The organism is Streptomyces nidicola, assembly GCF_050106155.1.
Lineage (GTDB): Bacteria > Actinomycetota > Actinomycetes > Streptomycetales > Streptomycetaceae > Streptomyces.
Genome location: NZ_JBNBPI010000001.1, coordinates 4,354,139 through 4,376,489 on the forward strand (window position 1 = coordinate 4,354,139; position 22,351 = coordinate 4,376,489).

General features: G+C 71.8%; 20 protein-coding genes. 7 read left to right on the top strand and 13 right to left on the bottom strand.

Going from position 1 to position 22,351, the window contains the following annotated elements; genetic code table 11:
• Position 1 precedes the first annotated feature (1 nt).
• Positions 2-532, bottom strand: coding sequence for a DinB family protein (locus ACOKM3_RS19800; protein ID WP_426902202.1), 531 nt, complete (start codon positions 530-532; stop codon positions 2-4).
• Between the two features lie 140 nt (positions 533-672).
• Between ACOKM3_RS19800 and ACOKM3_RS19805 the strand changes: the two genes are divergently transcribed.
• Positions 673-2,046: a PAS domain-containing protein gene (locus tag ACOKM3_RS19805; protein WP_426902204.1), complete on the top strand. Its 1,374-nt coding sequence runs from the start codon at positions 673-675 to the stop codon at positions 2,044-2,046.
• Between the two features lie 35 nt (positions 2,047-2,081).
• Here the strand turns inward: ACOKM3_RS19805 and ACOKM3_RS19810 are convergent, their stop codons facing one another.
• A complete protein-coding gene (locus ACOKM3_RS19810) occupies positions 2,082-2,846 on the bottom strand; it encodes an SIS domain-containing protein (protein WP_426902206.1) in 765 nt (254 codons plus the stop codon).
• A gap of 480 nt (positions 2,847-3,326) precedes the next feature.
• Here ACOKM3_RS19810 and ACOKM3_RS19815 point away from each other — a divergent pair, with 480 nt between their 5' ends.
• Both ACOKM3_RS19815 and ACOKM3_RS19820 read left to right on the top strand, forming a co-directional pair.
• Positions 3,327-4,019 (top strand): metal-dependent transcriptional regulator, encoded by a 693-nt coding sequence (locus ACOKM3_RS19815; protein ID WP_327662146.1) that lies wholly within the window; start codon positions 3,327-3,329, stop codon positions 4,017-4,019.
• 589 nt (positions 4,020-4,608) lie between these two features.
• Entirely contained in the window at positions 4,609-5,472 is an 864-nt protein-coding gene (locus ACOKM3_RS19820) for an alpha/beta fold hydrolase (RefSeq protein ID WP_426902216.1), read from the top strand.
• 132 nt (positions 5,473-5,604) lie between these two features.
• Here ACOKM3_RS19820 and pdxH read toward each other — a convergent pair whose 3' ends face one another.
• Positions 5,605-6,249 carry a pyridoxamine 5'-phosphate oxidase gene (gene pdxH, locus ACOKM3_RS19825; protein WP_426906843.1) on the bottom strand — a complete coding sequence of 215 codons (645 nt, stop codon included), beginning with the start codon at positions 6,247-6,249 and terminating at the stop codon, positions 5,605-5,607.
• Between the two features lie 253 nt (positions 6,250-6,502).
• Here pdxH and ACOKM3_RS19830 point away from each other — a divergent pair, with 253 nt between their 5' ends.
• Complete coding sequence (locus tag ACOKM3_RS19830) at positions 6,503-7,615, top strand: citrate synthase 2 (RefSeq protein ID WP_426902218.1); 1,113 nt, start codon at positions 6,503-6,505, stop codon at positions 7,613-7,615.
• A gap of 735 nt (positions 7,616-8,350) precedes the next feature.
• Here ACOKM3_RS19830 and ACOKM3_RS19835 read toward each other — a convergent pair.
• From ACOKM3_RS19835 to ACOKM3_RS19875, 9 genes are all read right to left on the bottom strand, one after another.
• Positions 8,351-8,929 (bottom strand): TetR/AcrR family transcriptional regulator, encoded by a 579-nt coding sequence (locus tag ACOKM3_RS19835; protein ID WP_426902220.1) that lies wholly within the window; start codon positions 8,927-8,929, stop codon positions 8,351-8,353.
• Complete coding sequence (locus ACOKM3_RS19840; RefSeq protein ID WP_426902222.1) at positions 8,917-9,672, bottom strand: enoyl-CoA hydratase family protein; 756 nt, start codon at positions 9,670-9,672, stop codon at positions 8,917-8,919. Before ACOKM3_RS19840 ends, ACOKM3_RS19835 begins: the two co-directional genes overlap by 13 nt.
• 114 nt (positions 9,673-9,786) lie before the next feature.
• Positions 9,787-10,971, bottom strand: coding sequence for an acyl-CoA dehydrogenase family protein (locus ACOKM3_RS19845; RefSeq protein WP_426902224.1), 1,185 nt, complete (start codon positions 10,969-10,971; stop codon positions 9,787-9,789).
• Positions 10,968-12,836, bottom strand: a complete 1,869-nt coding sequence (locus ACOKM3_RS19850) for an acetyl/propionyl/methylcrotonyl-CoA carboxylase subunit alpha (protein ID WP_426902226.1) — start codon at positions 12,834-12,836, stop codon at positions 10,968-10,970. The genes ACOKM3_RS19845 and ACOKM3_RS19850 overlap by 4 nt, the downstream gene beginning before the upstream one ends.
• 13 nt (positions 12,837-12,849) lie before the next feature.
• Positions 12,850-14,448: an acyl-CoA carboxylase subunit beta gene (locus ACOKM3_RS19855; protein WP_426902228.1), complete on the bottom strand. Its 1,599-nt coding sequence runs from the start codon at positions 14,446-14,448 to the stop codon at positions 12,850-12,852.
• A complete protein-coding gene (locus ACOKM3_RS19860) occupies positions 14,445-16,235 on the bottom strand; it encodes an acyclic terpene utilization AtuA family protein (protein ID WP_426902229.1) in 1,791 nt (596 codons plus the stop codon). Before ACOKM3_RS19860 ends, ACOKM3_RS19855 begins: the two co-directional genes overlap by 4 nt.
• Entirely contained in the window at positions 16,232-17,026 is a 795-nt protein-coding gene (locus ACOKM3_RS19865; protein ID WP_426902231.1) for a TIGR03084 family metal-binding protein, read from the bottom strand. Before ACOKM3_RS19865 ends, ACOKM3_RS19860 begins: the two co-directional genes overlap by 4 nt.
• Before the next feature lie 164 nt (positions 17,027-17,190).
• Positions 17,191-17,712, bottom strand: a complete 522-nt coding sequence (locus ACOKM3_RS19870) for a helix-turn-helix transcriptional regulator (protein ID WP_426902232.1) — start codon at positions 17,710-17,712, stop codon at positions 17,191-17,193.
• A 9-nt stretch (positions 17,713-17,721) separates the two neighbouring features.
• Entirely contained in the window at positions 17,722-18,132 is a 411-nt protein-coding gene (locus ACOKM3_RS19875; RefSeq protein WP_426902234.1) for a VOC family protein, read from the bottom strand.
• A gap of 257 nt (positions 18,133-18,389) precedes the next feature.
• Between ACOKM3_RS19875 and ACOKM3_RS19880 the strand changes: the two genes are divergently transcribed.
• Positions 18,390-19,040 (top strand): DUF4232 domain-containing protein, encoded by a 651-nt coding sequence (locus ACOKM3_RS19880; protein WP_426902235.1) that lies wholly within the window; start codon positions 18,390-18,392, stop codon positions 19,038-19,040.
• Positions 19,041-19,051: 11 nt separating this feature from the next.
• On the opposite strand, the gene ACOKM3_RS19885 is transcribed toward ACOKM3_RS19880, so the two are convergent.
• Entirely contained in the window at positions 19,052-20,053 is a 1,002-nt protein-coding gene (locus ACOKM3_RS19885) for an EamA family transporter (protein ID WP_426902237.1), read from the bottom strand.
• A gap of 182 nt (positions 20,054-20,235) precedes the next feature.
• Between ACOKM3_RS19885 and ACOKM3_RS19890 the strand changes: the two genes are divergently transcribed.
• Positions 20,236-21,096: a LysR family transcriptional regulator gene (locus ACOKM3_RS19890; protein ID WP_426902239.1), complete on the top strand. Its 861-nt coding sequence runs from the start codon at positions 20,236-20,238 to the stop codon at positions 21,094-21,096.
• Between the two features lie 102 nt (positions 21,097-21,198).
• Complete coding sequence (gene serC, locus ACOKM3_RS19895) at positions 21,199-22,317, top strand: phosphoserine transaminase (protein WP_426902240.1); 1,119 nt, start codon at positions 21,199-21,201, stop codon at positions 22,315-22,317.
• Positions 22,318-22,351 lie beyond the last annotated feature (34 nt).

Consider the following 22,351-nt stretch of genomic DNA (forward strand, 5'->3'; position numbering starts at 1 on the left):
GTCAGGCTCCCGCCGTCCCGTCGATGGCCTCGCGGAGGAGGTCCGCGTGGCCGTTGTGGCGGGCGTATTCCTCGATCATGTGGGTGAGGATCCAGCGGAGGGAGACCTTGGGGTCGCCGGTGAAGGCGGCTTCCTGGGGGGAGAGGGTGCCGGTGGCGTCGAGGGGGGCCGTCGCGGTGAGTTCGCGGGCGCGGGTGACCTCGGTGCGCCAGGCGGCCAGGGCGTCAAAGAGGGTGCGGTCAGGGGTGAGGGTGAAGGCGTCCGGGCCGGTTGTTTCGTGGACCGGTGGGGTGTCGGGGGCGCCCGCGAAGACTCGTTGGAACCAGTTGCGTTCGACCTCGGCCAGGTGTTGGACCAGGCCGAGGAGGGTGAGGGACGAGGAGGGGATCGCGCGCGTGCGTGCCTGTTCGTCCGTCAGGTTCGCGCATTTGACGGCCAGTGTTTCGCGGTGGAAGTCCAACCAGCCTTCGAGAGTGGCGCGTTCGTCGGAGGTCACGGGCGGGACGGGGCGGCCGTCGGGCAATGTCGTCATGCGTTGCATGCTTGTTGTATGTGCTCTTGGGTTTCTCCGAACTTGCGTGAAGTCCGTGTGGGATGCGTCACGTTCGAGTTGAATGATCTGGAGCGGTACGAGGAATTCGTCGCGCCGACACAGCCTGCAGGGGGTTCCAGGTGAGTGCTTCCCGGCGTAGTGGGACCACTGATGAGCTCGGGCCCGAGGAGCCGGAGCCGGACGGGGCCGATCTGCTGGCCGCGTTGTTGGACGGCATGGACGCCGCGTTGTGCGCCTTCGACGCCGATGGGGTCGTGACCCATTGGAACCGGGAGGCCGAGCGGGTGCTCGGCTGGTCGGCCGAGGAGGCCGTCGGGCGACACGGATTCGCGGGGTGGGCCGTGCGGCCGGCCGACGCGGAGGAGGTGCAGGGGCGGCTGCTCGCCTCGATGCACGCTCCGGGACGGCAGGTGAACGAGTTCGCGCTGCTCACCAAGGACGGCGGGCGGGTGCTCGTACGGACGCAGTCGGCCGCCGTACGGGGTCCCGACGGGAAGCCCGCCGGTGTGTACTGCGCCTTCAGCGAGGTGCACGCGCAGATCGACCTGGAGCGGTCCATCGCCCTGAGCGAGGCGCTGTTCGAGGACGCCGCGTGGGGTGTCGTGCTGGTCGACGCGGACCTGCGGCCCGCCGTGGTGAACGGGCATGCGGCGCGGGCCATGGGCACCGGGCGCACCGCCGCGCTGGGCCGGCCGCTCGGGGATCTGATCGGGCAGGGCGTGGAGGAGCTGGAGAGCGCGCTCGCCCATGTACTCGCCGAGGGTCCGCCGCCGTCGCCTACGGAGGTGTGGGTGACGCTGCGGCGGCCCGGTGAGGCCGGTGGGCGCGCGGAGCGCCGGTGCTGGCGCAGCGGTTTCGTGCGGCTGGCGTCGCCGCTCGCGGAGGAGCCGGTGCCGTTGGGCGTGGGGTGGCTGTTCCAGGACGTGACCGAGTCGAAGCAGACCGAGCAGGAGGCGGCGCAGCTCCGCTTCCGGTCGCAGCAGTTGCACCGTGCGGCGCGGGCCGCCGCCGAGTGCGAGAACCCGGCCGAGGCGGCGACCGTGCACCTGGACTTCGCGCTCGCCGGGTTCGCGGATCACGCGGTGATCGACCTGGTGGCGAGCGAGGAGCCGCTGCGTCTCGTACGGTCCGCGGCCACGCCTTCCGGCGCGCCGGGGCCGAGCCTCCTGGTGTCGCGGGGCGCCCTGCCGGTGCGGTACGCGGAGGGGCATCCGGCGTTGCAGTGCGTGGAGCGGGCAGGGTCGGTGCGGGCCGCCGCGGAGGGTGGCGTGGTGCGCGGGGACTGGGCCCAGGACCGGCAGTGGCCGGAGGGCACGGTGTACGCGTTGTGCGCGGTGCTGCGCAGCCGGGGCCGGACGGTCGGCGTGGTGACGTTTCTGCGGGGCGCCAGCAGGGTCGGGTTCGAGCGTGGGGACGCCGTGTACGCGGAGAGTGTGGCGGTGCGGATCGCGGGTGCGGTGGATCTGGCGTGGGCGCTGGCGGCGGAGCGGTAGGGCCCGGGACGCTCGGAGCGCCCGGCCGGGCCGGTTCAGCGCCGGTAGTAGATCCGGTCCCCGTACTGCTCGAAGACCTTCGCGTTCCACTCCAGGCCGCCGTCGACGTTCCCCGAGCGCAGCAGCGGGGGCTGGATGCCCCGGTCGGCCAGGTTCGCGGCGCAGGTCGCGAGGGTCGCCTGCATGAGGGCGCTGGCGGTGACCGTGGAGGCGGGCGCGAAGGGCGTGTCGACGCCTTCGTGGGTGAGCTCCGCGTCGCCGATCGCGATCTTGGAGTCGAGGACGACGTCGCAGTGGTCGCGCAGGTAGCTGCCGGAGACGTGGCGGGAGGTGGGGGCGTCGGGCCCGGTCGCGTACGACAGGGAGGTGACGCCGATGACCTTGATGCCGGCCGCACGGGCGCTGAGGGCCATCTCCACGGGGAGCGCGTTGCGCCCGGACAGGGAGATGATCACCAGCGCGTCGCCTGCCTGCGCGGGGCTGGCCTCGAGGACGGCCGCCGCGAGCCCGTCGACCCGTTCGAGGGCGGAGCCGAGCGTCGCGGGCATGACGTCGATGCCGACGGTGCCGGGCACCGACAGCAGGTTCATCAGGGCGAGGCCGCCCGCCCGGTAGACGACGTCCTGGGCGGCGAGCCCGGAGTGGCCCGCGCCGAAGGCGAAGAGGCGGCCGCCGGCGGCGACGGTGTCGGCGAGGAGGGTGCCGGCGGCGGCGATGTTGTCGGCCTCCTCGTCACGGATCCGCGTCAGGAGTCCGATCGAGGCGTCGAGGTATTGCGCTGCCAGCTTGCTCTCGCTCATCGGCGTGCCCCTTGGGTCCTGGTGAGTCGGGTCGCGTCCCGGTGGTGCTCGGCGCGTTCGCGGATCACGGTGCGGTCTGGACCAGTGCTCTGTCAATACGGTTCCCGGCCCCCGCGGGCCCGGTGTTTCCCTGGCGCGTCACGGTTGTCAGCGGTATGCGTCAGAATTGAGTTCTGGGTTCCAGGGCCCTTCTGACGGATCAGGCTGGACGCGGGAGGCCGTGAATGTTCGGTTCCGGCGAGCGGGGTAGTGGGGCCTCCCCTGCTCGAGCGAAGCCGAGAGCTTGGGGAAGCGTGCAGCTGCAAGGCGGAGGAGGGCGTCAACGCGGAGCGTTGGCAACCGACGACAACGCCGCAGATGCGCGTGCCAGGGCCCGCGACTCCAGCAGGATCCGTCAGAAGGGCCCTGGGGCCAGCGCACGCGCTGCGCGGACAGCCAGCGGAGCTGCCGCGGAGCTAGAGAGCTACACGAGGGGCACGTATGTCCGGACTGATCGACACCACGGAGATGTACCTCCGCACCATCCTCGAGCTGGAGGAGGAAGGTGTGGTCCCCATGCGCGCCCGGATCGCCGAGCGGCTCGACCAGAGCGGGCCGACGGTGAGCCAGACCGTGGCCCGCATGGAGCGGGACGGCCTGGTGGCCGTGGCGGCCGACCGGCATCTGGAGCTGACCGACGAGGGCCGGCGGCTCGCGACGCGCGTGATGCGCAAGCACCGGCTCGCGGAGTGTCTGCTCGTGGACGTGATCGGCCTGGAGTGGGAGCAGGTGCACGCGGAGGCCTGTCGCTGGGAGCACGTGATGAGCGAGGCGGTGGAGCGCCGCGTCCTCGAGCTGCTCCGGCACCCGACGGAGTCGCCGTACGGGAACCCGATCCCGGGCCTGGAGGAGCTGGGCGAGAAGGACGGGGCGAACCCGTTCCTCGACGAGGGGATGGTCTCGCTGTCCGACCTCGACCCGGGCGCCGACGGCAAGACGGTCGTGGTGCGCCGCATCGGCGAGCCGATCCAGACGGACGCGCAGCTCATGTACACGCTGCGCCGGGCGGGTGTGCAGCCCGGTTCGGTGGTCAGCGTGACGCAGTCGCCGGGCGGGGTACTCGTCGGCAGCAGCGGTGAGGCGGCGGAGCTGGAGGCGGAGATCGCCTCGCACGTCTTCGTGGCGAAGCGCTGACGTCTTCGTGGCGATGCGCCGGCGTCCTCGTGGCGAAGCGCCGGCGTCCTCGTGGCGAAGCGCTGAGCCGGGCGACCGGCTGCGGGCCGGGCGTCAACTTCCGTGTCGTGCGGGTAAGTTGACTTGTATCCGCACATGCTGCACTTCCGCGCAGAAAACAAGATTCACTGTGCGGAACGGCAGCGATCGGACGCTCGGCGTGCAAGGCTGTCGCGAGAGGCATATGACCAGAGGGGGCCGCATGGACCGGCCGATCGGGGCGCGACGGGCCTGGGGGGCACGGGGTGCACCGGAGGCGGCGTCGAACGCCGCACCGCATACAGAGGGCCCCGGCGCCTTGCGGCGCCGGGGCCTGTCCTCCCCTGTTCCGACCCGGAGCCCCGAGCTCCCAGGGTCGATCCCCTCGGACCGATTTCCCCGAGCGGTCCGCCTCCCGCTGAAGAGATCCCCTCGACAGCGCCGGTCATTCCTTGAGTTCTGTCACTCAAATGAGGGGTGTTGTCCGAGAGCACCGCGCTTTCGAAAACAGGTTCGATAGCGTGCGCGGGTACGCGACTGCAGGCGCGACCACGAGGGGGTGCCAGGGCCTATGGCACGGCGCATCGACGTGACCGGAGCAGGCGGGATCCACCTGGCTGCCTGGGAGTTCGCCGACCCGCCCAAGACGGGCGAGGTCGGGCACAATCCCGGAGTTCTGCTGCTGCACGGGCTCATGGGGCGGGCGTCCCACTGGGCGGGAACGACGCGCTGGCTGGCCGAGCGACATCGCGCGGTCGCCCTTGACCAGCGCGGGCACGGACAGAGCGACAAGCCGCCGGAAGGCCCGTTCGACCGGGAGGCGTACGTCCTGGACGCGGAGGCGGCACTCGTCCAGCTGGGCCTCGAACCGGCCGTACTGATCGGGCACTCCATGGGGGCGCTCACGGCCTGGCAGCTCGCCGCCCGCAGGCCCGATCTCGTCCGCGGCCTGGTCATCTGCGATATGCGGGCCTCCGCGCTCGGGGCGGCCTCCCAGCGGGAGTGGGAGGACTGGTTCAAGGCGTGGCCGCTGCCGTTCGCGACGCTCGCGGACGTACGGAAGTGGTTCGGCGAGGACGACCCCTGGGTCGAGCGGCCCAACCCTGCGCGCGGGGAGTTCTACGCCGAGGTGATGACGGAGACGCCGGACGGCTGGCGGCCGGTGTTCTCGCGGCGGCAGATGCTGGAGGCGCGCTCCACGTGGGTGTTCGACGCGCACTGGGAGGAACTGGCGGCGGTCCAGTGCCCCGCGCTCGTACTGCGCGGGCTCGACGGGGAGCTGGGGCGGGCGGAGGCGCAGGAGATGGTGCGGGTGTTGCCTCGGGGGGTGTACGCGGAGGTGGCCGACGCCGGGCATCTCGTGCACTACGACCAGCCGGAGGCGTGGCGCTCCGCGGTGGAGCCGTTCCTGGACGGGGTCTTGGCGGAGTTGTGACCGGGAGGCGGGGTTGACGTTGCGGGGCTCCGCCCCGGGCCCCGCCGCTCAATCGCCGCGGGGGCTGAAAATGGTCACCCGCCGCCGAGACCGATGTGGATACCCGTCGCCGAGGCCAGATGTGGATTGTCGTCAAGGGCTCAGGCGTTCCGTTCGCCAGGTTGTCGGGGTCCCGGGCTCCCGGACGTAACGCAGACGGTCGTGGAGGCGGTTTTCGCGGCCCTGCCAGAATTCGATGGTCTCCGGAGTGATCCGGTAGCCGCCCCAGTGGGGTGGCACCGGGACCGCCGTGCCCTCCGGGTGGCGCGCGGCCAGCTCCGCGTAGCGCGCGTCGAGTTCCTCCCGCGAGGCGACCACGGACGACTGCGCGCTGGCCCACGCGCCCAGCTGGGAGCCGTGCGGGCGGGTGTGGAAGTACGCCTCCGTCTCGGCCCGCGATGTACGCTCCGCCGTCCCGGTCACCAGGACCTGGCGCCCCATCGGGTGCCAGGGGAAGAGCAGCCCGACGTGCGGGTTCGCGGTGAGGTCCCGGGCCTTGCGGGAGCCGTAGTTGGTGTAGAAGACGAAGCCCGCCTCGTCGTACGACTTGAGCAGCACCGTGCGGGAGCTGGGCCGGCCCTCGGCGTCGGCGGTGGAGACGACCATGGCGTTGGGCTCGGGCAGCGGGGAGCCGGGGGCAGCCGCCTGTTTGAACCAGCGCGTGAACTGTTCCATCGGGTGCAGGGCGAGGTCCCCCTCCAGCAGGCCGCCGTTCTTGGCGCGGTACTGCTCGCGCATGTCGGCGAGGTCGAGTTCGGGATCGTCGTGGGCGCTCACGGCGTCATCCTGCCGGACGGACGGTCACGGACGCACCCAGGGTGAGACATGGCACTGAGTGCCGCGAGCCCTCGCCAACTGTGGCACGGAGGGTTATGTTCCAGAGGCCGAAACGGTTCAGCCGCCTGCCGTACGGGGCATTACGGGTGTACCCCGTACAGACCACGGGTGATCCAGCACCCGGACCCGCCCACGCATCCAGAGGAGCCGCCCGATGTCCGACCTCACCCCCGGCTTTGTTCCAGGCCTCGAAGGTGTCGTCGCGTTCGAGACCGAGATCGCCGAACCGGACAAGGAAGGCGGCGCCCTGCGCTATCGGGGCGTCGACATCGAGGACCTGGTCGGCCACGTGTCGTTCGGGAACGTCTGGGGGCTGCTCGTCGACGGGGCCTTCGACCCGGGCCTGCCGCCGGCCGAGCCGTTCCCGATTCCTGTGCACTCCGGTGACATCCGCGTCGACGTGCAGTCGGCGCTCGCCATGCTCGCCCCCGTGTGGGGGCTGAAGCCGCTGCTCGACATCGACGAGCAGCGGGCGCGTGACGACCTCGCGCGCGCGGCCGTCATGGCGCTGTCGTACGTCGCGCAGTCCGCGCGCGGGCAGGGGCTGCCGATGGTGCCGCAGCGGGAGATCGACAAGGCGGACACGGTCGTCGAGCGGTTCATGAAGCGCTGGCGCGGGGAGCCGGACCCGAAGCATGTCGCGGCCGTCGACGCGTACTGGACGTCGGCCGCCGAGCACGGCATGAACGCGTCTACGTTCACGGCCCGGGTCATCGCGTCGACCGGGGCCGATGTGGCGGGGGCGCTGTCCGGGGCCGTCGGTGCGATGTCGGGGCCGCTGCACGGCGGTGCGCCGTCCCGGGTGCTCGGCATGATCGAGGAGATCGAGCGGACCGGGGACGCGGAGGCGTATGTGCGCCGGGCGCTCGACAAGGGTGAGCGGCTCATGGGGTTCGGGCACCGGGTGTACCGGGCGGAGGATCCTCGGGCGCGTGTACTTCGGCGTACGGCACGGGAGTTGGGAGCGCCGCGCTTCGAGGTCGCCGAGGCGCTGGAGAAGGCGGCGCTGGCGGAGTTGCACGCGCGGCGGCCCGACCGTGTCCTGGCCACGAACGTGGAGTTCTGGGCCGCCATCGTGCTGGACTTCGCGGAGGTGCCGGCGCACATGTTCACGTCGATGTTCACGTGCGCCCGTACGGCGGGGTGGTCGGCGCACATCCTGGAGCAGAAGCGCACGGGCCGCCTCGTCCGCCCCTCGGCCCGCTACGTAGGCCCCGCCTCACGTCCTCCGCAGGACATCGACGGTTTCGGGAACATCGCCCGTTAGCCGGAGGTTGTTGCGCGGCACCGTAATTCTTGGCGGTGCCGTGGCCGGCGCCCTCGTCAGACGCAGCCTGCACCGGGGCGCCGCCTTGCCCACCCTGCCGCCCCAGGCGGCAGATTGCCCAAGTCGGCTGACGCCGACCGTCGGTGGGTGGGGAGCCGGGGTTGGCGGCAGGGCGCCCAAGTCGGGTGCGGTCGACCGCAACGGGGCGGGAGCCGGGGTTTGCGGCAGGCCGTCCAAGCCGGGTGCGGTTGACCGCGACGGGTGGGGAACCGGGGCAATTCAAGCCCCGCCGACGATTGAGGCGCGGAGCCCCGTGGCCTGAGAGGACCATGCCGGTGCATCGGCCCCTGCGGCGGTCGAAGCGCCGGAGCCAGGGCAAATCAAGCCCCGCCGGCGATTGAGGCGCGGGGTCCGGGGCGGAGCCCCGTGGCGTGGGCCACGCTCTGGGCCAGAGCCCCCGGAGGGGGCGGGTGGGTGGGAGATGGGCGGGGGAGATCGGCCCTATTGAGCCCCGCTCCGGGACGAGACTCGCGGGGCCGGGCATCGCCCCGTGGCGTGAGGACCGTGCCGGTACATCAAGCCCCCGCCGCGATCGAGGTCCCGGAACCGGAGCAATTCAAGCCCCGCCGACGATTGAGGCGCGGGGTCCGGGGCAGAGCCCCGTGGCGTGGGCCACGCTCTGGGTGTGCGGCGCGGGGGGGGCCGGGGCGGAGCCCGGTGGCGGGGGTGAGCGGGTCAGGACAGTGCGCGTTCCACGATCCCGGCCCATTCGGACACGACCCGGTCCCGCCGCGCCCCGTCGTCCGTGAGGAGGTTCGCGAGGCCGAGGCCACGGGCCATGTCGAGGAGGCCCTGGACGACCTCCCGCACCCCCGGCAGGGACTCGTCCGCGTCGAGGAGCTCTACCGCGATCCGGTGGGTCTCACGCCCGACCCGCGCCTCCAACTCGGTCACCCGCCCACCCAGTTGCGGCTCGTTCGACGCGGCCACCCACAAGTGCAGCGCAGCCCGGAACAACGGCCCCGTATAGAGGTCGACGAGCGCCGCGACCGCCTCCGCCCGCCCCTGCGGACGCAACCCCCGCAGCGCGGTGGACCGCTCCTCGGCGACGTACTCCACCGCCGCGGTGAACAGGTCCTCCCGGGTGGGGAAGTGGTGCTGGGCGGCCCCGCGCGAGACACCGGCGTGCTCGGCGACGACGGAGACCGTGGAACCGGCCCAGCCGTGCGCGGCGAGGCAGGCGACCGCGGACTCCAGGAGCCGTTGCCGCGTCACCCGCGAACGGTCCTGCTTCGGCAGCGTCACAACACCCATGCGGCATCCCGTCGTTCGAGAAAGGCAGTCATGCCCTCGCGGGCCTGCGCGGAGCCGAACAGCCGCGCGGACAGCGCCGTCAGAGACTCCGCGTCCCGGTCGAAGGCCTCCAGGACCTTAACCGTGAGCAGCTTCTTCGTCTCGGCCAGGCCCTCGGGGGACGATTTGCGTACCCCTTCCAGGACCGGCGCCAACGCCTCGTCCACCTCCTCCCCCGCTACTGTCACGAGCCCGATCCGCGCCGCCTCCGCCGCGTCGAACCGCTCACCCGTCAGGTAGTACCGGGCCACCGCCCGCGGATCGACGCGCGGCAGCAGCGGCATCGAGATCACCGCGGGCGCGACCCCGATGCGTACCTCGGTGAAGGCGAAGGACGACGCCGCGGAGGCCGCCGCGATGTCGCACGCGCCCAACAGGCCCAGGCCGCCCGCCCGTACGTGCCCGTCGACTCGCGCGACGACCGGCTTGCCCAACTCCACGATCTGCCGCAGCAGTCCCACCAGCGCGTCAGGGTCCGGAGGATCCCGCAGGTCGGCGCCCGCGCAGAAGGTTCCGCCGGTGTGGGTGAGGACGACGGCGCGTACGTCGCGGTCCTTGCCCGCGCCCCGCAGCCGGTCGCTCAGCTCGCCGACGAGGGCCGACGACAGGGCGTTGCGGTTGCCGGGCGAATCGAGGGCGAGGGTGGTGACGCCGCGTTCGTGGGCGTGCGCCACCAGGTTGCCGGAACGGTCCTCAACAGTCATCGGATCTCCCTGGGTTCACGCCGCGCCGTGGACGGGCTCGACGACGACCGCGACGTCCGCGTACGCACTCACGTGCATCATGACGAACTCCTCGCTACAGCACGGACGTTGGGGTCAGTACGACTTGGGGAGGCCCAGGGTCTGGTGGGACACGTAGTTGAGGATCATTTCGCGGCTGACCGGGGCGATCCGCGCCACCCGCGAGCCGGTGATGAGTGACGCGAGGCCGAACTCGCGGGTCAGGCCGTTGCCGCCGAGCGTGTGCACGGCCTGGTCGACGGCGCGCACGCAGGCCTCGGCGGCGGCGTACTTGGCCATGTTGGCGGCCTCGCCCGCACCGATGTCGTCGCCCGCGTCGTAGAGCCGGGCCGCCTTCTGCATCATCAGGCGGGCCAGCTCCAGCTCGATGTGGCTCTGCGCGAGCGGGTGGGTGATCGCCTGGTGGGAGCCGATGGGGGCCTGCCACACGGTGCGCTCCTTCGCGTACTCGACGGCCCGCTTCAGCGCGTACCGGCCCATGCCGATGGCGAAGGCGGCGGTCATGACGCGCTCCGGGTTGAGCCCGGCGAAGAGCTGGAGCAGTCCTGCGTCCTCGTCACCCACGAGAGCGTCGGCGGGCAGCCGCACGTCGTCAAGGGTCAGTTCGAACTGCTTCTCCGGAGCCTGGAGTTCCATGTCGATCCGCCGACGCCCGAAGCCCTTCGCGTCCCGCGGCACGATGAAGAGGCAGGGCTTGAGTTTCCCCGTGCGCGCGTCGGAGGTCCGCCCGACGATGAGCGTCGCGTCCGCGATGTCGACGCCGGAGATGAACACCTTGCGCCCGTTCAGCACCCACGACCCGTCGTCGTCCTTGCGGGCGGTGGTGGTGATGCGGTGCGAGTTGGATCCGGCGTCGGGTTCGGTGATACCGAAGGCCATGGTGCGGCTGCCGTCGGCGAGGCCGGGGAGCCAGGCCCGCTTCTGCTTCTCGGTGCCGAAGCGGGAGATGACCGTGCCGCAGATCGCCGGCGATACGACCATCATCAGCAGCGGCGACCCGGCGGCCCCCAACTCCTCCAGGACGATGGAGAGTTCGGCTATACCGCCACCCCCTCCCCCGTACTCCTCGGGCAGGTTGACGCCGAGGTAGCCGAGCTTGGCGGCCTCCGACCACAGCTCCTCGGGGTGGCCGCCGGCATCGGTGACACGGGTCATGTAGTCGCGGCCGAACCGCTTGCCGAGTGCGGCGACGGCGGCGCGCAGTGCCTGGTGCTCCTCGGTTTCGAGGACGGGGGTGGCGGGAGCGGCGGGAGCGTTCACGACTGTTCCTCCTGGACTACGGCCTGGACTACGGCGAGCAGCGCGCCCACCTCGACCTGGCGGCCGACGGCGGCGTGCAGGGCGGTGAGCGTTCCGGAGGCGGGAGCGAGGATGCGGTGCTCCATCTTCATCGCCTCCAGCCAGATCAGGGGCTGCCCGGCGGCGACGGCGGCGCCCTCGGTCAGCCCTTCGGCGACGCGGACGACGGTGCCGGGCATGGGCGCGAGCAGGGAGCCGGGGACGCGCTGCTCGCTGGGGTCGGTGAAGCGGGGCAGGGCGGTGAGCGCGAGGCCGTTCACGTAGACCTGGCCGCCCCCATAGGCAGAGACCGTGAACTTCCGTCGTACGCCGCCGACTTCGAGTACGACGAGGTGCGGGGCGACGTCGACGACGTGTACGCCGTCGGCCGCGAGGCCTTCGCGGGTGTGCCGGTAGCGGACCTCGTGCTCGGTGCCGGAGGGCTCGGCGCGGTAGCGCCTGACCTGGGGCTGCGAGGGGACGTTGCGGAAGCCGCCGAACCTGGACCGGCCCACTGCCTGGGCGAGGGCGGCGGCGAGCGGCGCGTACGGGTCCTCGTGCGGGGCGGTCAGTTCGTCGAGGTGCCGCTCGTAGAACCCCGTGTCCATGCGGGCCTCGGCGAACTCCGGGTGGCGCAGGGAGCGTACGAGCAGGTCGCGGTTGGTGACGGGCCCGTGCACCTCGGCCCGTTCCAGGGCTCCCGCGAGGGCGCGGACGGCGGCGGTGCGGGTGGGGGCGTGGGCGACGACCTTGGCGAGCATGGCGTCGTAGTGCACGCCGATGGTGTCGCCGTCGGTGTAGCCGGTGTCGAGGCGGGTGCCGTCCGGCACGTGCAGCCGGTGCAGCGTTCCGGTCTGCGGGGCGAAGGAGGCGGCGGGGTCCTCGGCGTAGAGGCGGGCCTCGACGGCGTGGCCGCGCGGGGCCGGGGGTTCGGGGTCGAGGGCCTCGCCCTCGGCGACGCGGAGCTGGAGTGCGACGAGGTCGATCCCGAACACGGCCTCGGTGACCGGGTGTTCGACCTGGAGGCGGGTGTTCATCTCCAGGAAGTGGGCCCGGCCGTCGGCGACGAGGAACTCGACGGTGCCCGCGCCGACGTATCCGGTGGCCCGGCAGGCCCGCTCCGCCATCTCATATATGACATCCGATACGCCACGTATCAGATCCGGAGCGGGCGCCTCCTCGATCACCTTCTGGTGCCGCCGCTGGAGCGAGCAGTCCCGCGTCCCGAGGGTCCACACGGTCCCGTGGGCGTCGGCGAGCACCTGCACCTCCACATGCCGCCCGCCCTCCACGTACGGCTCGACGAAGACTTCGCCGTCGCCGAAGGCGGACAGCGCCTCTGCGCCGGCGGCGACAATCTCCTGGGCCAGTTCGCCCAGTTCCCGTACGACCCTCATGCCGCGTCCGCCCCCGCCCGCAGTGGCCTTCACGAGCACGGGCAGATCGTCCTCGCCGATAATCTCGAGGGGCGCGATCCCCATCAGCTCCTTGGCGCGCGTCTTGGACGCCATCGCCTCGATCGCCGCGGGCGGCGGCCCGATCCAGGTGAGCCCCGCGTCGGCGACGGCCCGGGCGAAGTCGGCGTTCTCGGAGAGGAAGCCGTACCCCGGGTGCACGGCGTCGGCGCCCGCGTCGAGCGCCGCCTTCACGACGAGGTCGGCGCGCAGATAGGTGTCGGCCGGGGTGGCCCCCGGGAGTCGTACGGCGAGGTCGGCCTCGCGCACGTGCAAGGCGTCCGCGTCGGGGTCGGAGTGCACAGCGACGGTACGTATGCCCAGCTCACGGCAGGTGCGGAAGACGCGGCAGGCGATCTCGCCGCGGTTGGCGACGAGCACACTGGTGATCATCGGTGCGGGCCCCTTACATCCGGAAGACGCCGAAGCCGCCGCGGGCGCCCTCGTACGGTGCGGTGTGGATCGCGGACAGGCAGATGCCGAGGACGGTCCGGGTGTCGCGGGGGTCGATGACCCCGTCGTCGTAGAGCCGCCCGGACAGGAACATCGGCAGCGACTCGGCCTCGATCTGCTGCTCGACCATGGCGCGGAGCCCGGCGTCGGCCTCCTCGTCGTACGGCTGCCCCTTCGCGGCGGCGGACTGCCGCGCCACGATCGACAGCACGCCCGCCAGCTGCTGCGGGCCCATGACGGCGGACTTGGCGCTGGGCCAGGCGAAGAGGAAACGGGGATCGTAGGCGCGACCGCACATGCCGTAGTGCCCGGCGCCGTACGAGGCGCCCATGAGGACAGAGAGATGCGGGACGCGCGAGTTCGAGACCGCGTTGATCATCATCGAGCCGTGCTTGATGATGCCGCCCTGCTCGTACTCCTTGCCGACCATGTAGCCGGTGGTGTTGTGCAGGAAGAGCAGCGGGATGTCGCGCTGGTTGGCGAGCTGGATGAACTGCGCGGCCTTCTGCGACTCCTCGCTGAACAGGACGCCCTGCGCGTTGGCGAGGATGCCGACGGGGTGGCCGTGGAGAGCGGCCCAGCCGGTGACGAGCGACGCCCCGTACAGCGGCTTGAACTCGTCGAAGTCCGAGCCGTCGACGATCCGGGCGATGACCTCGCGCGGGTCGAAGGGCTCCTTCAGATCGTCGGGGACGATGCCGAGGAGTTCCTCGGGGTCGTACTTGGGCGGCTCCACAGGCCCTGGATCGGCGTACGCCTTGCGGTGGTTGAGGCGGGCGACGACGCGCCGCGCCTGGCGTATCGCGTCCTGCTCGTCGTGGGCGAAGTAGTCGGCGAGCCCGGAGGTGCGGGCGTGCATCTCGGCGCCGCCGAGCGACTCGTCGTCGCTCTCCTCGCCGGTCGCCATCTTGACCAGCGGCGGCCCGCCGAGGAAGACCTTCGCCTTCTCCTTCACCATGATCACGTGGTCGGACATGCCGGGGATGTACGCGCCTCCGGCGGTGGAGTTGCCGAAGACGACGGCGACGGTGGGGATCCCGGCGGCGGAGAGCCGCGTGATGTCGCGGAAGATCCCGCCCCCTGGGATGAAGATCTCTTTCTGGGACGGCAGATCGGCGCCGCCGGACTCGACGAGCGAGATGGCCGGGAGCCGGTTGACGTGGGCGATCTCGTTCGCCCGCAGCGCCTTCTTCAGGGACCAGGGGTTGCTGGCGCCGCCGCGCACGGTCGGGTCGTTGGCCGTGATCAGGCACTCGACGCCCTCGACGACGCCGATGCCGGTGACGAGGGAGCCGCCGACGGCGTAGTCGCTGCCCCAGGCGGCGAGCGGCGACAGTTCGAGGAAGGGGGTGTCGGGGTCGAGCAGCAGCTCGATGCGTTCGCGGGCGAGCAACTTGCCGCGCTTGCGGTGCCGTTCGACGTACTTCTCGCCGCCGCCCGCGACGGCCTTCGCGTGCTCTGCGTCGAGTGCGGTGAGCTTGTCGAGGAGGGCGGTGCGCCGGCCGGCGTAGTCGTCGGACCGGGTGTCCAGGGCGCTGGCCAGGACGGTCACAGGAGTGCCTCCGGTATGTCGAGGTGGCGTGAGCGGAGCCATTCGCCGAGGGCCTTTGCCTGGGGGTCGAATCGGTGTTGCGCGGCGACACCTTCGCCCAGGAGTCCCTCGACCATGAAGTTGAGTGCGCGGAGGTTGGGGAGCGGGTGGCGGGTTACGGTCAGTCGGCCTTCCTCCGCCGACACCGGTGTTGCGGTCGCGGGGCTCTGCCCCGGGCCCCGCGCCTCAATCGCCGGCGGGGCTTTCATGTGCAACAGCTCCCGGAAACGGTCCACCGTGAGGGTGTGCACCAGCCACCGCCACGCCGCATCGGATTCCACCCACACCCCCACATTCGCATCGCCGCCCTTGTCCCCGCTGCGGGCCCCCGCGATCAGGCCGAGAGGAACGCGGCGCGTGGGGCCGGCGGGCAGCGGCTCCGGGAGGTCGGGGTCCTCGACGGGGGCGAGCGGGCGCGTCTCCTGTAGGTGTACGGGAACGGCCCGCCGCTCCCCGTCCGGCAACACCGCGACGTGCGGGACCTCGCCCCGCTCCACGTACGCCGCCTCGAACACCCCGTACGGGGCGCCCTTGCCGGGCGGGGCGGTGACGTGAAAGCCGGGGTAGGAGGCGAGGGCCAGCTCCACCGCGGCGCCGCTCAGGGCCCGGCCGACGGCGTCCTGGTTCTGGTCGCGCACGACGAGGCGGAGGAGCGCGCTCGCGGTCTCCTCGGTGTCGGCGTCGGGCCGGTCGGTGCGGGACAGCTCCCAACGGACGTGTGCGGGCGCCGACTTGGAGGTTCGCAGGGCCTCGTCCATCTGGCGCCGCACCAGTTCCGCCTTGGCCTCGATGTCCAGGCCGGTGAGGACGAAGACGACCTCGTTGCGGTAGCCGCCGAGCCGGTTGAGGCCGACCTTGAGGGTGGGCGGTGGGGCCTCGCCGCGTACGCCGTGGATGCGCACCCGGTCGGGGCCGTCCTGGGTGAGGCGGACGGTGTCGAGGCGGGCGGTGACGTCGGGACCGGCGTACCGGGCGCTCCCGGTCTCGTACAGGAGCTGCTCGGTGACGGTGCCGAGTTCGACGAAGCCGCCGGTGCCGGGGTGCTTGGTGATGACGGCGGAACCGTCCTCGTGGATCTCGGCGAGGGGGAAGCCGGGGTGGGTCAACTGGTGGGCGCGGTCGGCGAATCGGGAGTAGTTGCCGCCGGTCGCCTGCGTCCCGCATTCGAGGACGTGCCCGGCGACGACGGCACCCGCGAGCCGGTCGTAATCGCTGCCCGCCCACCCGAAGTGCCAGGCCGCGGGCCCGGTCACCAGCGCGGCATCGGTGACCCGCCCCGTGACCACGACCTCCGCGCCCGCATCGAGACAGGCGGTGATGCCGGCACCCCCGAGGTAGGCGTTGGCGGTGAGGGCGCCGGGGAAGCGGCCGGTACCGAGCAGGTCGTCGCCCTCGACGTGCGCGACACGTACGGCGATGCCGAGCCGGGCCGCCAACTCCCGTACAGCATCGGCGAGTCCGGCCGGGTTGAGCCCACCCGCATTGGCGACGATTTTGGTGCCGCGCTCGACGGCGAGGCCCAGGCACTCCTCCAACTGCCGCAGGAACGTGCGGGCGTAGCCGCGGTCCGGGTTCTTCAGGCGGTCGCGGCCGAGGATCAGCATGGTCAGCTCGGCGAGATAGTCGCCGGTGAGGACGTCGAGTTCGCCGCCGGTCAGCATTTCCTTCATGGCGTCGAACCGGTCGCCGTAGAAACCGGAGGCGTTGCCGATCCGCAGCGGACGCCCGTGCGGACCGCCCCCGCTCATCGGGCCTCCTTCGGCGCGCGCCCCTTACCCGGTGGCCCGGCGAAGGCCTGCGCGATGTCGAGCCAGCGGTCGGCGTCGGGGCCCTCGGCGCGTACGTCGAGGTCGGCCCGGTGCGCGCGCTGGGTGACGAGGAGGCAGAAGGCGAGCGCGGTCCCGGTGACGCGCTGCTCGGCCTCGTCCGGCCCGTACGTCCACAACTCCCCGTTCGGCGCGATGAGTTCGACGCGGAACTCGTCGTCGGGAGCGGTGACCCCGTGCACGTCGAAGGCGAACTTCCGCGCGCGTACGCCGATCCGGGCGACGTGCCGGAGCCGGCCGCTGGGAACCCGTACGACCCCGAGGGCGTCGGCCACGTCCTGGCCGTGCGCCCACGTCTCCATCAGCCGGCCGGTCGCCATGGAGGCGGCGGACATCGGCGGCCCGTACCAGGGGAACCGGGTCCTGTCTGCCGCGGCGGCGCGCAGCACCTTCTGCAACCGCTCGCGCCCCTCCCGCCAGCCGGCGAGCAGCACGGCCGGGTCCTGGCGGGCGCCTTCCTCGGCCCCGTCGTCGACGAAGGACTCCGGCGCGGCGATCGCCTTCTCCACCTCGCCCGCGAAGGCGTCGGCGTCGCTCATGGCGAGCAGGGCGGCGCGGTCGGTCCAGGCGAGATGGGCGATCTGGTGGGCGACGGTCCAGCGGGGCGCGGGGGTCGGTGCGGCCCACTGCTGTGGGCTCAACTCCCGCACGATCCGGTCGAGTTCCTCGCTCTCGTCCCGCAAGTCCTCGAACACGGCGGACGGTTCGGACACGGTGCGCTCCCCTCCGGGCACGGCGGCGTGCGGCGTGTCTGGAGCATGGCAGCGGACCAAGAAACAAGCAAGCGTGCTTGCATGAAAGTTGGGCCGATCCTCCGTTCCTTACGCCGCCGAGGAAGCCGCCGAGGCGGCTGTCGACGGTGGCGGGGGCACGGCCATCACGCCGTGGGCCGCCCCGTGCCCGGGGCCGCTCGCCTCCTGACCGGCCGCGTCGCCTGCTTCGCCACGCACGCCGGCATCCCCTCCACCACGACCGCGGGCCCCGCGTCACCGGTCGTGCCCGGCGCGCCGTCACGGTCGGCCGCCGCGTCCGCCGCGAGGCGCCGGAAGGCCCCCGGCGGCATGCCGACCAGCTCCGTGAAGCGGGTGGTGAACGTGCCGAGCGATGCGCAGCCCACCGCGAAGCAGATCTCGGTGACGCTGAGGTCGCCGCGCCGCAGCAGCGCCGTCGCGCGCTCGATGCGCCGCGTCATCAGGTACGAGTAGGGCGACTCGCCGTACGCGGCCCGGAACTGCCGGCTGAGGTGCCCGGCGGACATGTGCGCGTCGCGGGCGAGCGCCTCCACGTTCAGTGGCTGCGCGTACTCCCTGTCGATGCGGTCACGGACGCGGCGCAGCCGTGCGAGATCACTCAAGTGCTGGGCCTCGACGCGTGCGCGGCGCCACTCGGGCTGACACATGCGCGGCCCTCAGCGCAGTTCCTGGATGCGGATCAGGTTGCCCGCCGGGTCGCGGAAGGCGCAGTCCCGGATGCCGTACGGCTGCTCGGTCGGCTCCTGGACGACCTCCGTGTCACCGGCCTGCACCTTCTCGAACGTGGCGTCGAGGTCCGGGGTGGCCAGCAGGATCCAGCCGTAGGTGCCCTTGGCCATCATCTCGGTGATGCTGCGGCGCTCGTCCTCGGTGATGCCCGGGTCGGCGGCGGGCGGCGCCAACAGGATGGACGTGTCGGGCTGACCTGCCGGACCGACGGTTATCCAGCGCATCCTGCCCTGGCCGACGTCGGCGCGGACCTCGAAGCCGAGGACGTCGCGGTAGAAGGCGAGCGAGGCGTCCGGGTCGTCGTGCGGCAGGGAACTCGTATGAATGGTGATGTTCATGACGAAGAGGCTAGAAGCGACTACGTGTCCGCGCTTCTCGATTCCTGATTGTTCCGTCGGCGCTCGGCTCGTTCCGGGTCCACACTCGGCGCGCGAGTTCAAGATTCTCAACGTCACGGCTCTGTCCCGGCGATGACGGGCGGACAGTCCTGTGTAACAGCCATGTATGAGGCGGCGATCGGGCGGAACGATCGACGGGCCGGGTGGGTCCTGGTGATCAGTAACGCACCGCGACCCAACAGTTAAGGACGAAAACGATGCGCGCTCGTAAGCTCACCCTCGCCGCCGTCGCCCTCGCCGCCGGCCTCTCGCTCACGGCCTGCCAGGGCAACGAAGACTCCGCCGCGGGTTCGAACGACGATTCGTCCGCCGCCTCCTCGTCGTCCTCCTCGTCCTCCGGTGGCGACAGCCAGGCCTCCGGCAAGAACGTCTCGAACACGGGCTCTGACACCCCTGACGACCCGGACGCCGCGAAGGCCGCCGAGGGCACCGGCCACGGTCAGATCAACACCGGCCCGTGCAAGACGGCGAACCTGGCGTTCGACACGGCACACGGCATGGGCGAGGGCACGCTCATAGTCAGCATGCGCAACACCGGCGACACCTGCTCCCTCAAGGGTTTCCCGGGCGTCGACCTCCGCTCGCAGGACGCCTCGGGCCCGCTGAGTGCCCACCGCAGCGGCCTGGAGTCGCCGACCGTCGTCCTGGACAACGGCGAGACGACCCGCTTCACGCTCCACTACCCGCCGAACAACACCGGCGGCACCGGCGTGTTCGTCACCGCCCTCGCGGTCACGCCGCCGAACGAGACCCACACCAAGGCCCTGTCCGTCGGCTTCAGCCTGCCGGTCTCCGACGGCGCGGACCAGAAGGTCTACGTCGACCCGGTCGGCACCGGCAAGCAGTGACGCCGTGACCGTCACTCGTGCAGCGCGACCGCGGGGTCCTTCTTGCGGCCCACCTGCGTCCGCACCGCGCCCATGCTCGCCGCGATCACGAGGGTGATGGCCAGGACCTCCGACCACGCCAGGTCCTGGCTCAGGACGAGGAAGCCGGAGAGCGCGGCGACCGCCGGTTCGAGGCTCATCATCACCGCGAACGTGGACGCGGGCAGACGGCGCAGCGCGACGAGTTCGAGGGTGTACGGGAGGACCGAGGACATGATCGCGACGGCCGCGCCGAGGCCGAGGGTCACCGGGTCGATCAGCTTCGGGCCCGCCGTCGCGATCCCGAGCGGCAGGCAGAGCACCGCCGCGACCACCATCGCGAGCGCGAGCCCGTCCGCCTGCGGGAAGCGGCGGCCTGTACGGGCGCTGAAGATGATGTACGTCGCCCAGCACGCGCCGGCGGCGACCGCGAAGCCCACACCGGCCAGGTTCAGTCCGCCGAGCCCGTCCCCCGCCCCGCCCAGCAGGAACACTCCGCACAGCGCGAGCCCCGCCCACAGGACGTTGACGAGGCGGCGGGAGGCGAAGACCGAGAGGGCGAGCGGGCCGAGCACCTCGAAGGTGACCGCGATGCCGAGCGGGATACGGGCCGCCGCCTGGTAGAAGAGCAGGTTCATGCCGCCCATGGCGATGCCGAAGGCGACGACCGTGCCCCAGTCGGAGCGCGAGTGGCCGCGCAGCTTGGGGCGGCAGACGACGAGCATGACCACGGCCGCCACGACGAGGCGGAGGGTGACGACGCCGATCGCTCCGGCGCGCGGCATCAGGCTCACCGCGAGCGCCGCGCCGAACTGGACCGAGACGCACCCCGCGAGGACGAGACCGACCGGGCCCAGCGAGCCGCGGCGGCGGGGCGGCTCCGCGCCGGCGCTCGCGGTCACGGCCGGGGCGGCATCATGCGCCACGGCCACGGGTTCGGTCTGCGGGCCGCTCACGGTCCACCCCCTCTTGAGTGCCATACGGTCGAGTGCCATACGCGCGAGTGCAATACGTTGGACAGCGTCGGACAGTCTACTGAACTCGCCGACCGCCTTGAACCTTCACGCTAGATCCGTCCGGCATGCCCCGTGAAATACTTTCTGCGCTCCCGTTATGCTCCGCGCACATGACCAGGGGACGCGCATGACCAGGGGCCGCACGTGAGCAGGGAACGCCCATGACCAGGGAACCGGAGCTGCGCCACCTGCGCTGCTTCCTCGCGATCGCCGAGGAGCGCAGCGTCACCCGCGCCGCCGCGCGCCTCGGCCTGAGCCAGCCCGTCGTCTCGCGCACCCTCGCCGCCCTGGAGGACACGCTCGGCGTACGGCTCGTCGACCGCTCCACCCATCACCTCGACCTCACCCCCGAGGGGCGCTCTTTCCACGAGAAGGCGGCCGTCGCCGTCGCCGCGTTCGAGGACGCGCTCGCCGCCGCCCGGGCCCCGCACCGCCCGCTGCGCCTCGGCCACGCCTGGTCGGCGGCGGGCGAGTTCACGACGCCGCTGCTGCGCCGCTGGCGGCGCGCCCACCCGGAGGTCCCGCTCGAACTGCTGCGCGTCGACGACCGTACGGCGGGGCTCACGCGCGGCGCCGTCGACCTCGCCCTCCTGCGCGGCCCGGTCAGCACCCCCGGCCTCGTCACCGAACTGCTGCACCTGGAGGCGCGGGTGGCGGCGGTGCCGTCCGACAGCCCGCTCGCGCGCCACCGGCGCCTCGCGCTCGCCGACCTCAGCGACCAGGTCATCGCCCTGAACACGGTCTCCGGCACGACCTCCCTCGAACTGTGGCCGCCCGCCGAACGCCCCACCTCGACACTCACCGTCGCCAACACCGACGACTGGCTCGCCGCGATCGCCGCGGACCGGGCGGTGGGCGTCACATCGACGGCGACCGTGGGCATGCACCCGCACCCCGGCGTCAGCTACGTCCCCCTCACCGACGCACCCGACCTCCCCGTCCTCCTGGTCCGCCGCCAGGGCCCCGGCCATCCGTCCGTCCCGGACCTGATCGCGCTGGCCCATGAGGTCGCAGGGCCTTGAGGACCCGCCCGTCTCTTTGCACAGGTCCACCCCTTGTCGGTTCTCGTCTCATCCGACGGACACGTTTCGGCCGAGTTTCCCCTTCGGGCTACCCTCCATTTCGTGGCTGAGATCCAGATTCCCGCTGACATCAAGCCCGCCGACGGACGTTTCGGCGCTGGCCCCTCCAAGGTGCGTACGGAGGCGTTGGACGCCCTGGCCGCCACCGGTACGTCCCTGATGGGTACTTCCCACCGTCAGGCCCCCGTGAAGAACCTCGTCGGTCGCGTGCGCGACGGCGTCAAGGACCTCTTCTCGCTGCCCGAGGGCTACGAGGTGATCCTCGGCAACGGCGGCTCCACCGCGTTCTGGGACGTGGCGACGCACGGCCTGATCGAGAACAAGTCGCAGCACCTGAACTTCGGCGAGTTCTCCTCCAAGTTCGCCAAGGCCTCGAAGCTCGCCCCCTGGCTGGCCGAGCCGACCGTGATCTCCTCCGACCCGGGTACGCACCCGGAGCCGGTCGCCGAGGCCGGTGTCGACGTCTACGGCCTGACCCACAACGAGACCTCGACCGGCGTCGCGGCGCCGATCAAGCGCGTGGCCGGAGCGGATTCCGGTTCCCTCGTCCTCGTGGACGCCACCTCCGGCGCCGGCGGCCTCCCGGTCGACATCGCCGAGACGGATGTCTACTACTTCGCCCCGCAGAAGTCCTTCGCCTCCGACGGCGGCCTGTGGATCGGCATCTTCTCCCCGGCCGCGATCGAGCGCGCAGAGCGCGTCCACGCGTCCGGCCGCCACGTCCCGGAGTTCTTCTCCCTCCCGACGGCGATCGACAACTCCCGCAAGAACCAGACGTACAACACGCCTGCGCTCTCCACGCTCTTCCTGCTCGCCGAGCAGCTGGACTGGATCAACGGCCAGGGTGGTCTCGACTGGTCCACGGCCCGGACGAAGGACTCGTCATCGCGCCTGTACTCGTGGGCCGAGGAGTCGAAGTACGCGACGCCGTTCGTCACGGACGCGGCGAAGCGGTCGCAGGTCATCGGCACGATCGACTTCGACGAGGGCATCGACGCCGCCGCTGTGGCCAAGGTGCTCCGCGCCAACGGGGTCGTCGACACCGAGCCGTACCGGAAGCTGGGCCGTAACCAACTGCGCGTCGCGATGTTCCCGGCGATCGACCCGGCGGACGTCCAGGCCCTCACCGCCTGCATCGACTACGTCATCGGCCAGCTCTAGCCCATCCGGCGTTACGGCCCCGGGGCTCCGCCCC

Excerpts from the sequence above, each read along its gene's own strand:
- ACOKM3_RS19875 (WP_426902234.1), bottom strand. The coding sequence starts at position 18,132 with ATGAACATCACCATTCATACGAGTTCCCTGCCGCACGACGACCCGGAC.
- ACOKM3_RS19820 (WP_426902216.1), top strand. The coding sequence starts at position 4,609 with ATGGCACGGCGCATCGACGTGACCGGAGCAGGCGGGATCCACCTGGCT.
- ACOKM3_RS19850 (WP_426902226.1), bottom strand. The coding sequence starts at position 12,836 with ATGATCACCAGTGTGCTCGTCGCCAACCGCGGCGAGATCGCCTGCCGC.
- ACOKM3_RS19890 (WP_426902239.1), top strand. The coding sequence starts at position 20,236 with ATGACCAGGGAACCGGAGCTGCGCCACCTGCGCTGCTTCCTCGCGATC.
- ACOKM3_RS19835 (WP_426902220.1), bottom strand. The coding sequence starts at position 8,929 with ATGGGTGTTGTGACGCTGCCGAAGCAGGACCGTTCGCGGGTGACGCGG.
- ACOKM3_RS19880 (WP_426902235.1), top strand. The coding sequence starts at position 18,390 with ATGCGCGCTCGTAAGCTCACCCTCGCCGCCGTCGCCCTCGCCGCCGGC.
- ACOKM3_RS19800 (WP_426902202.1), bottom strand. The coding sequence starts at position 532 with ATGACGACATTGCCCGACGGCCGCCCCGTCCCGCCCGTGACCTCCGAC.
- ACOKM3_RS19810 (WP_426902206.1), bottom strand. The coding sequence starts at position 2,846 with ATGAGCGAGAGCAAGCTGGCAGCGCAATACCTCGACGCCTCGATCGGA.
- ACOKM3_RS19840 (WP_426902222.1), bottom strand. The coding sequence starts at position 9,672 with ATGACTGTTGAGGACCGTTCCGGCAACCTGGTGGCGCACGCCCACGAA.
- ACOKM3_RS19860 (WP_426902229.1), bottom strand. The coding sequence starts at position 16,235 with ATGAGCGGGGGCGGTCCGCACGGGCGTCCGCTGCGGATCGGCAACGCC.
- ACOKM3_RS19885 (WP_426902237.1), bottom strand. The coding sequence starts at position 20,053 with ATGGCACTCGACCGTATGGCACTCAAGAGGGGGTGGACCGTGAGCGGC.
- ACOKM3_RS19870 (WP_426902232.1), bottom strand. The coding sequence starts at position 17,712 with ATGTGTCAGCCCGAGTGGCGCCGCGCACGCGTCGAGGCCCAGCACTTG.
- ACOKM3_RS19815 (WP_327662146.1), top strand. The coding sequence starts at position 3,327 with ATGTCCGGACTGATCGACACCACGGAGATGTACCTCCGCACCATCCTC.
- pdxH (WP_426906843.1), bottom strand. The coding sequence starts at position 6,249 with ATGCGCGAGCAGTACCGCGCCAAGAACGGCGGCCTGCTGGAGGGGGAC.
- ACOKM3_RS19830 (WP_426902218.1), top strand. The coding sequence starts at position 6,503 with ATGTCCGACCTCACCCCCGGCTTTGTTCCAGGCCTCGAAGGTGTCGTC.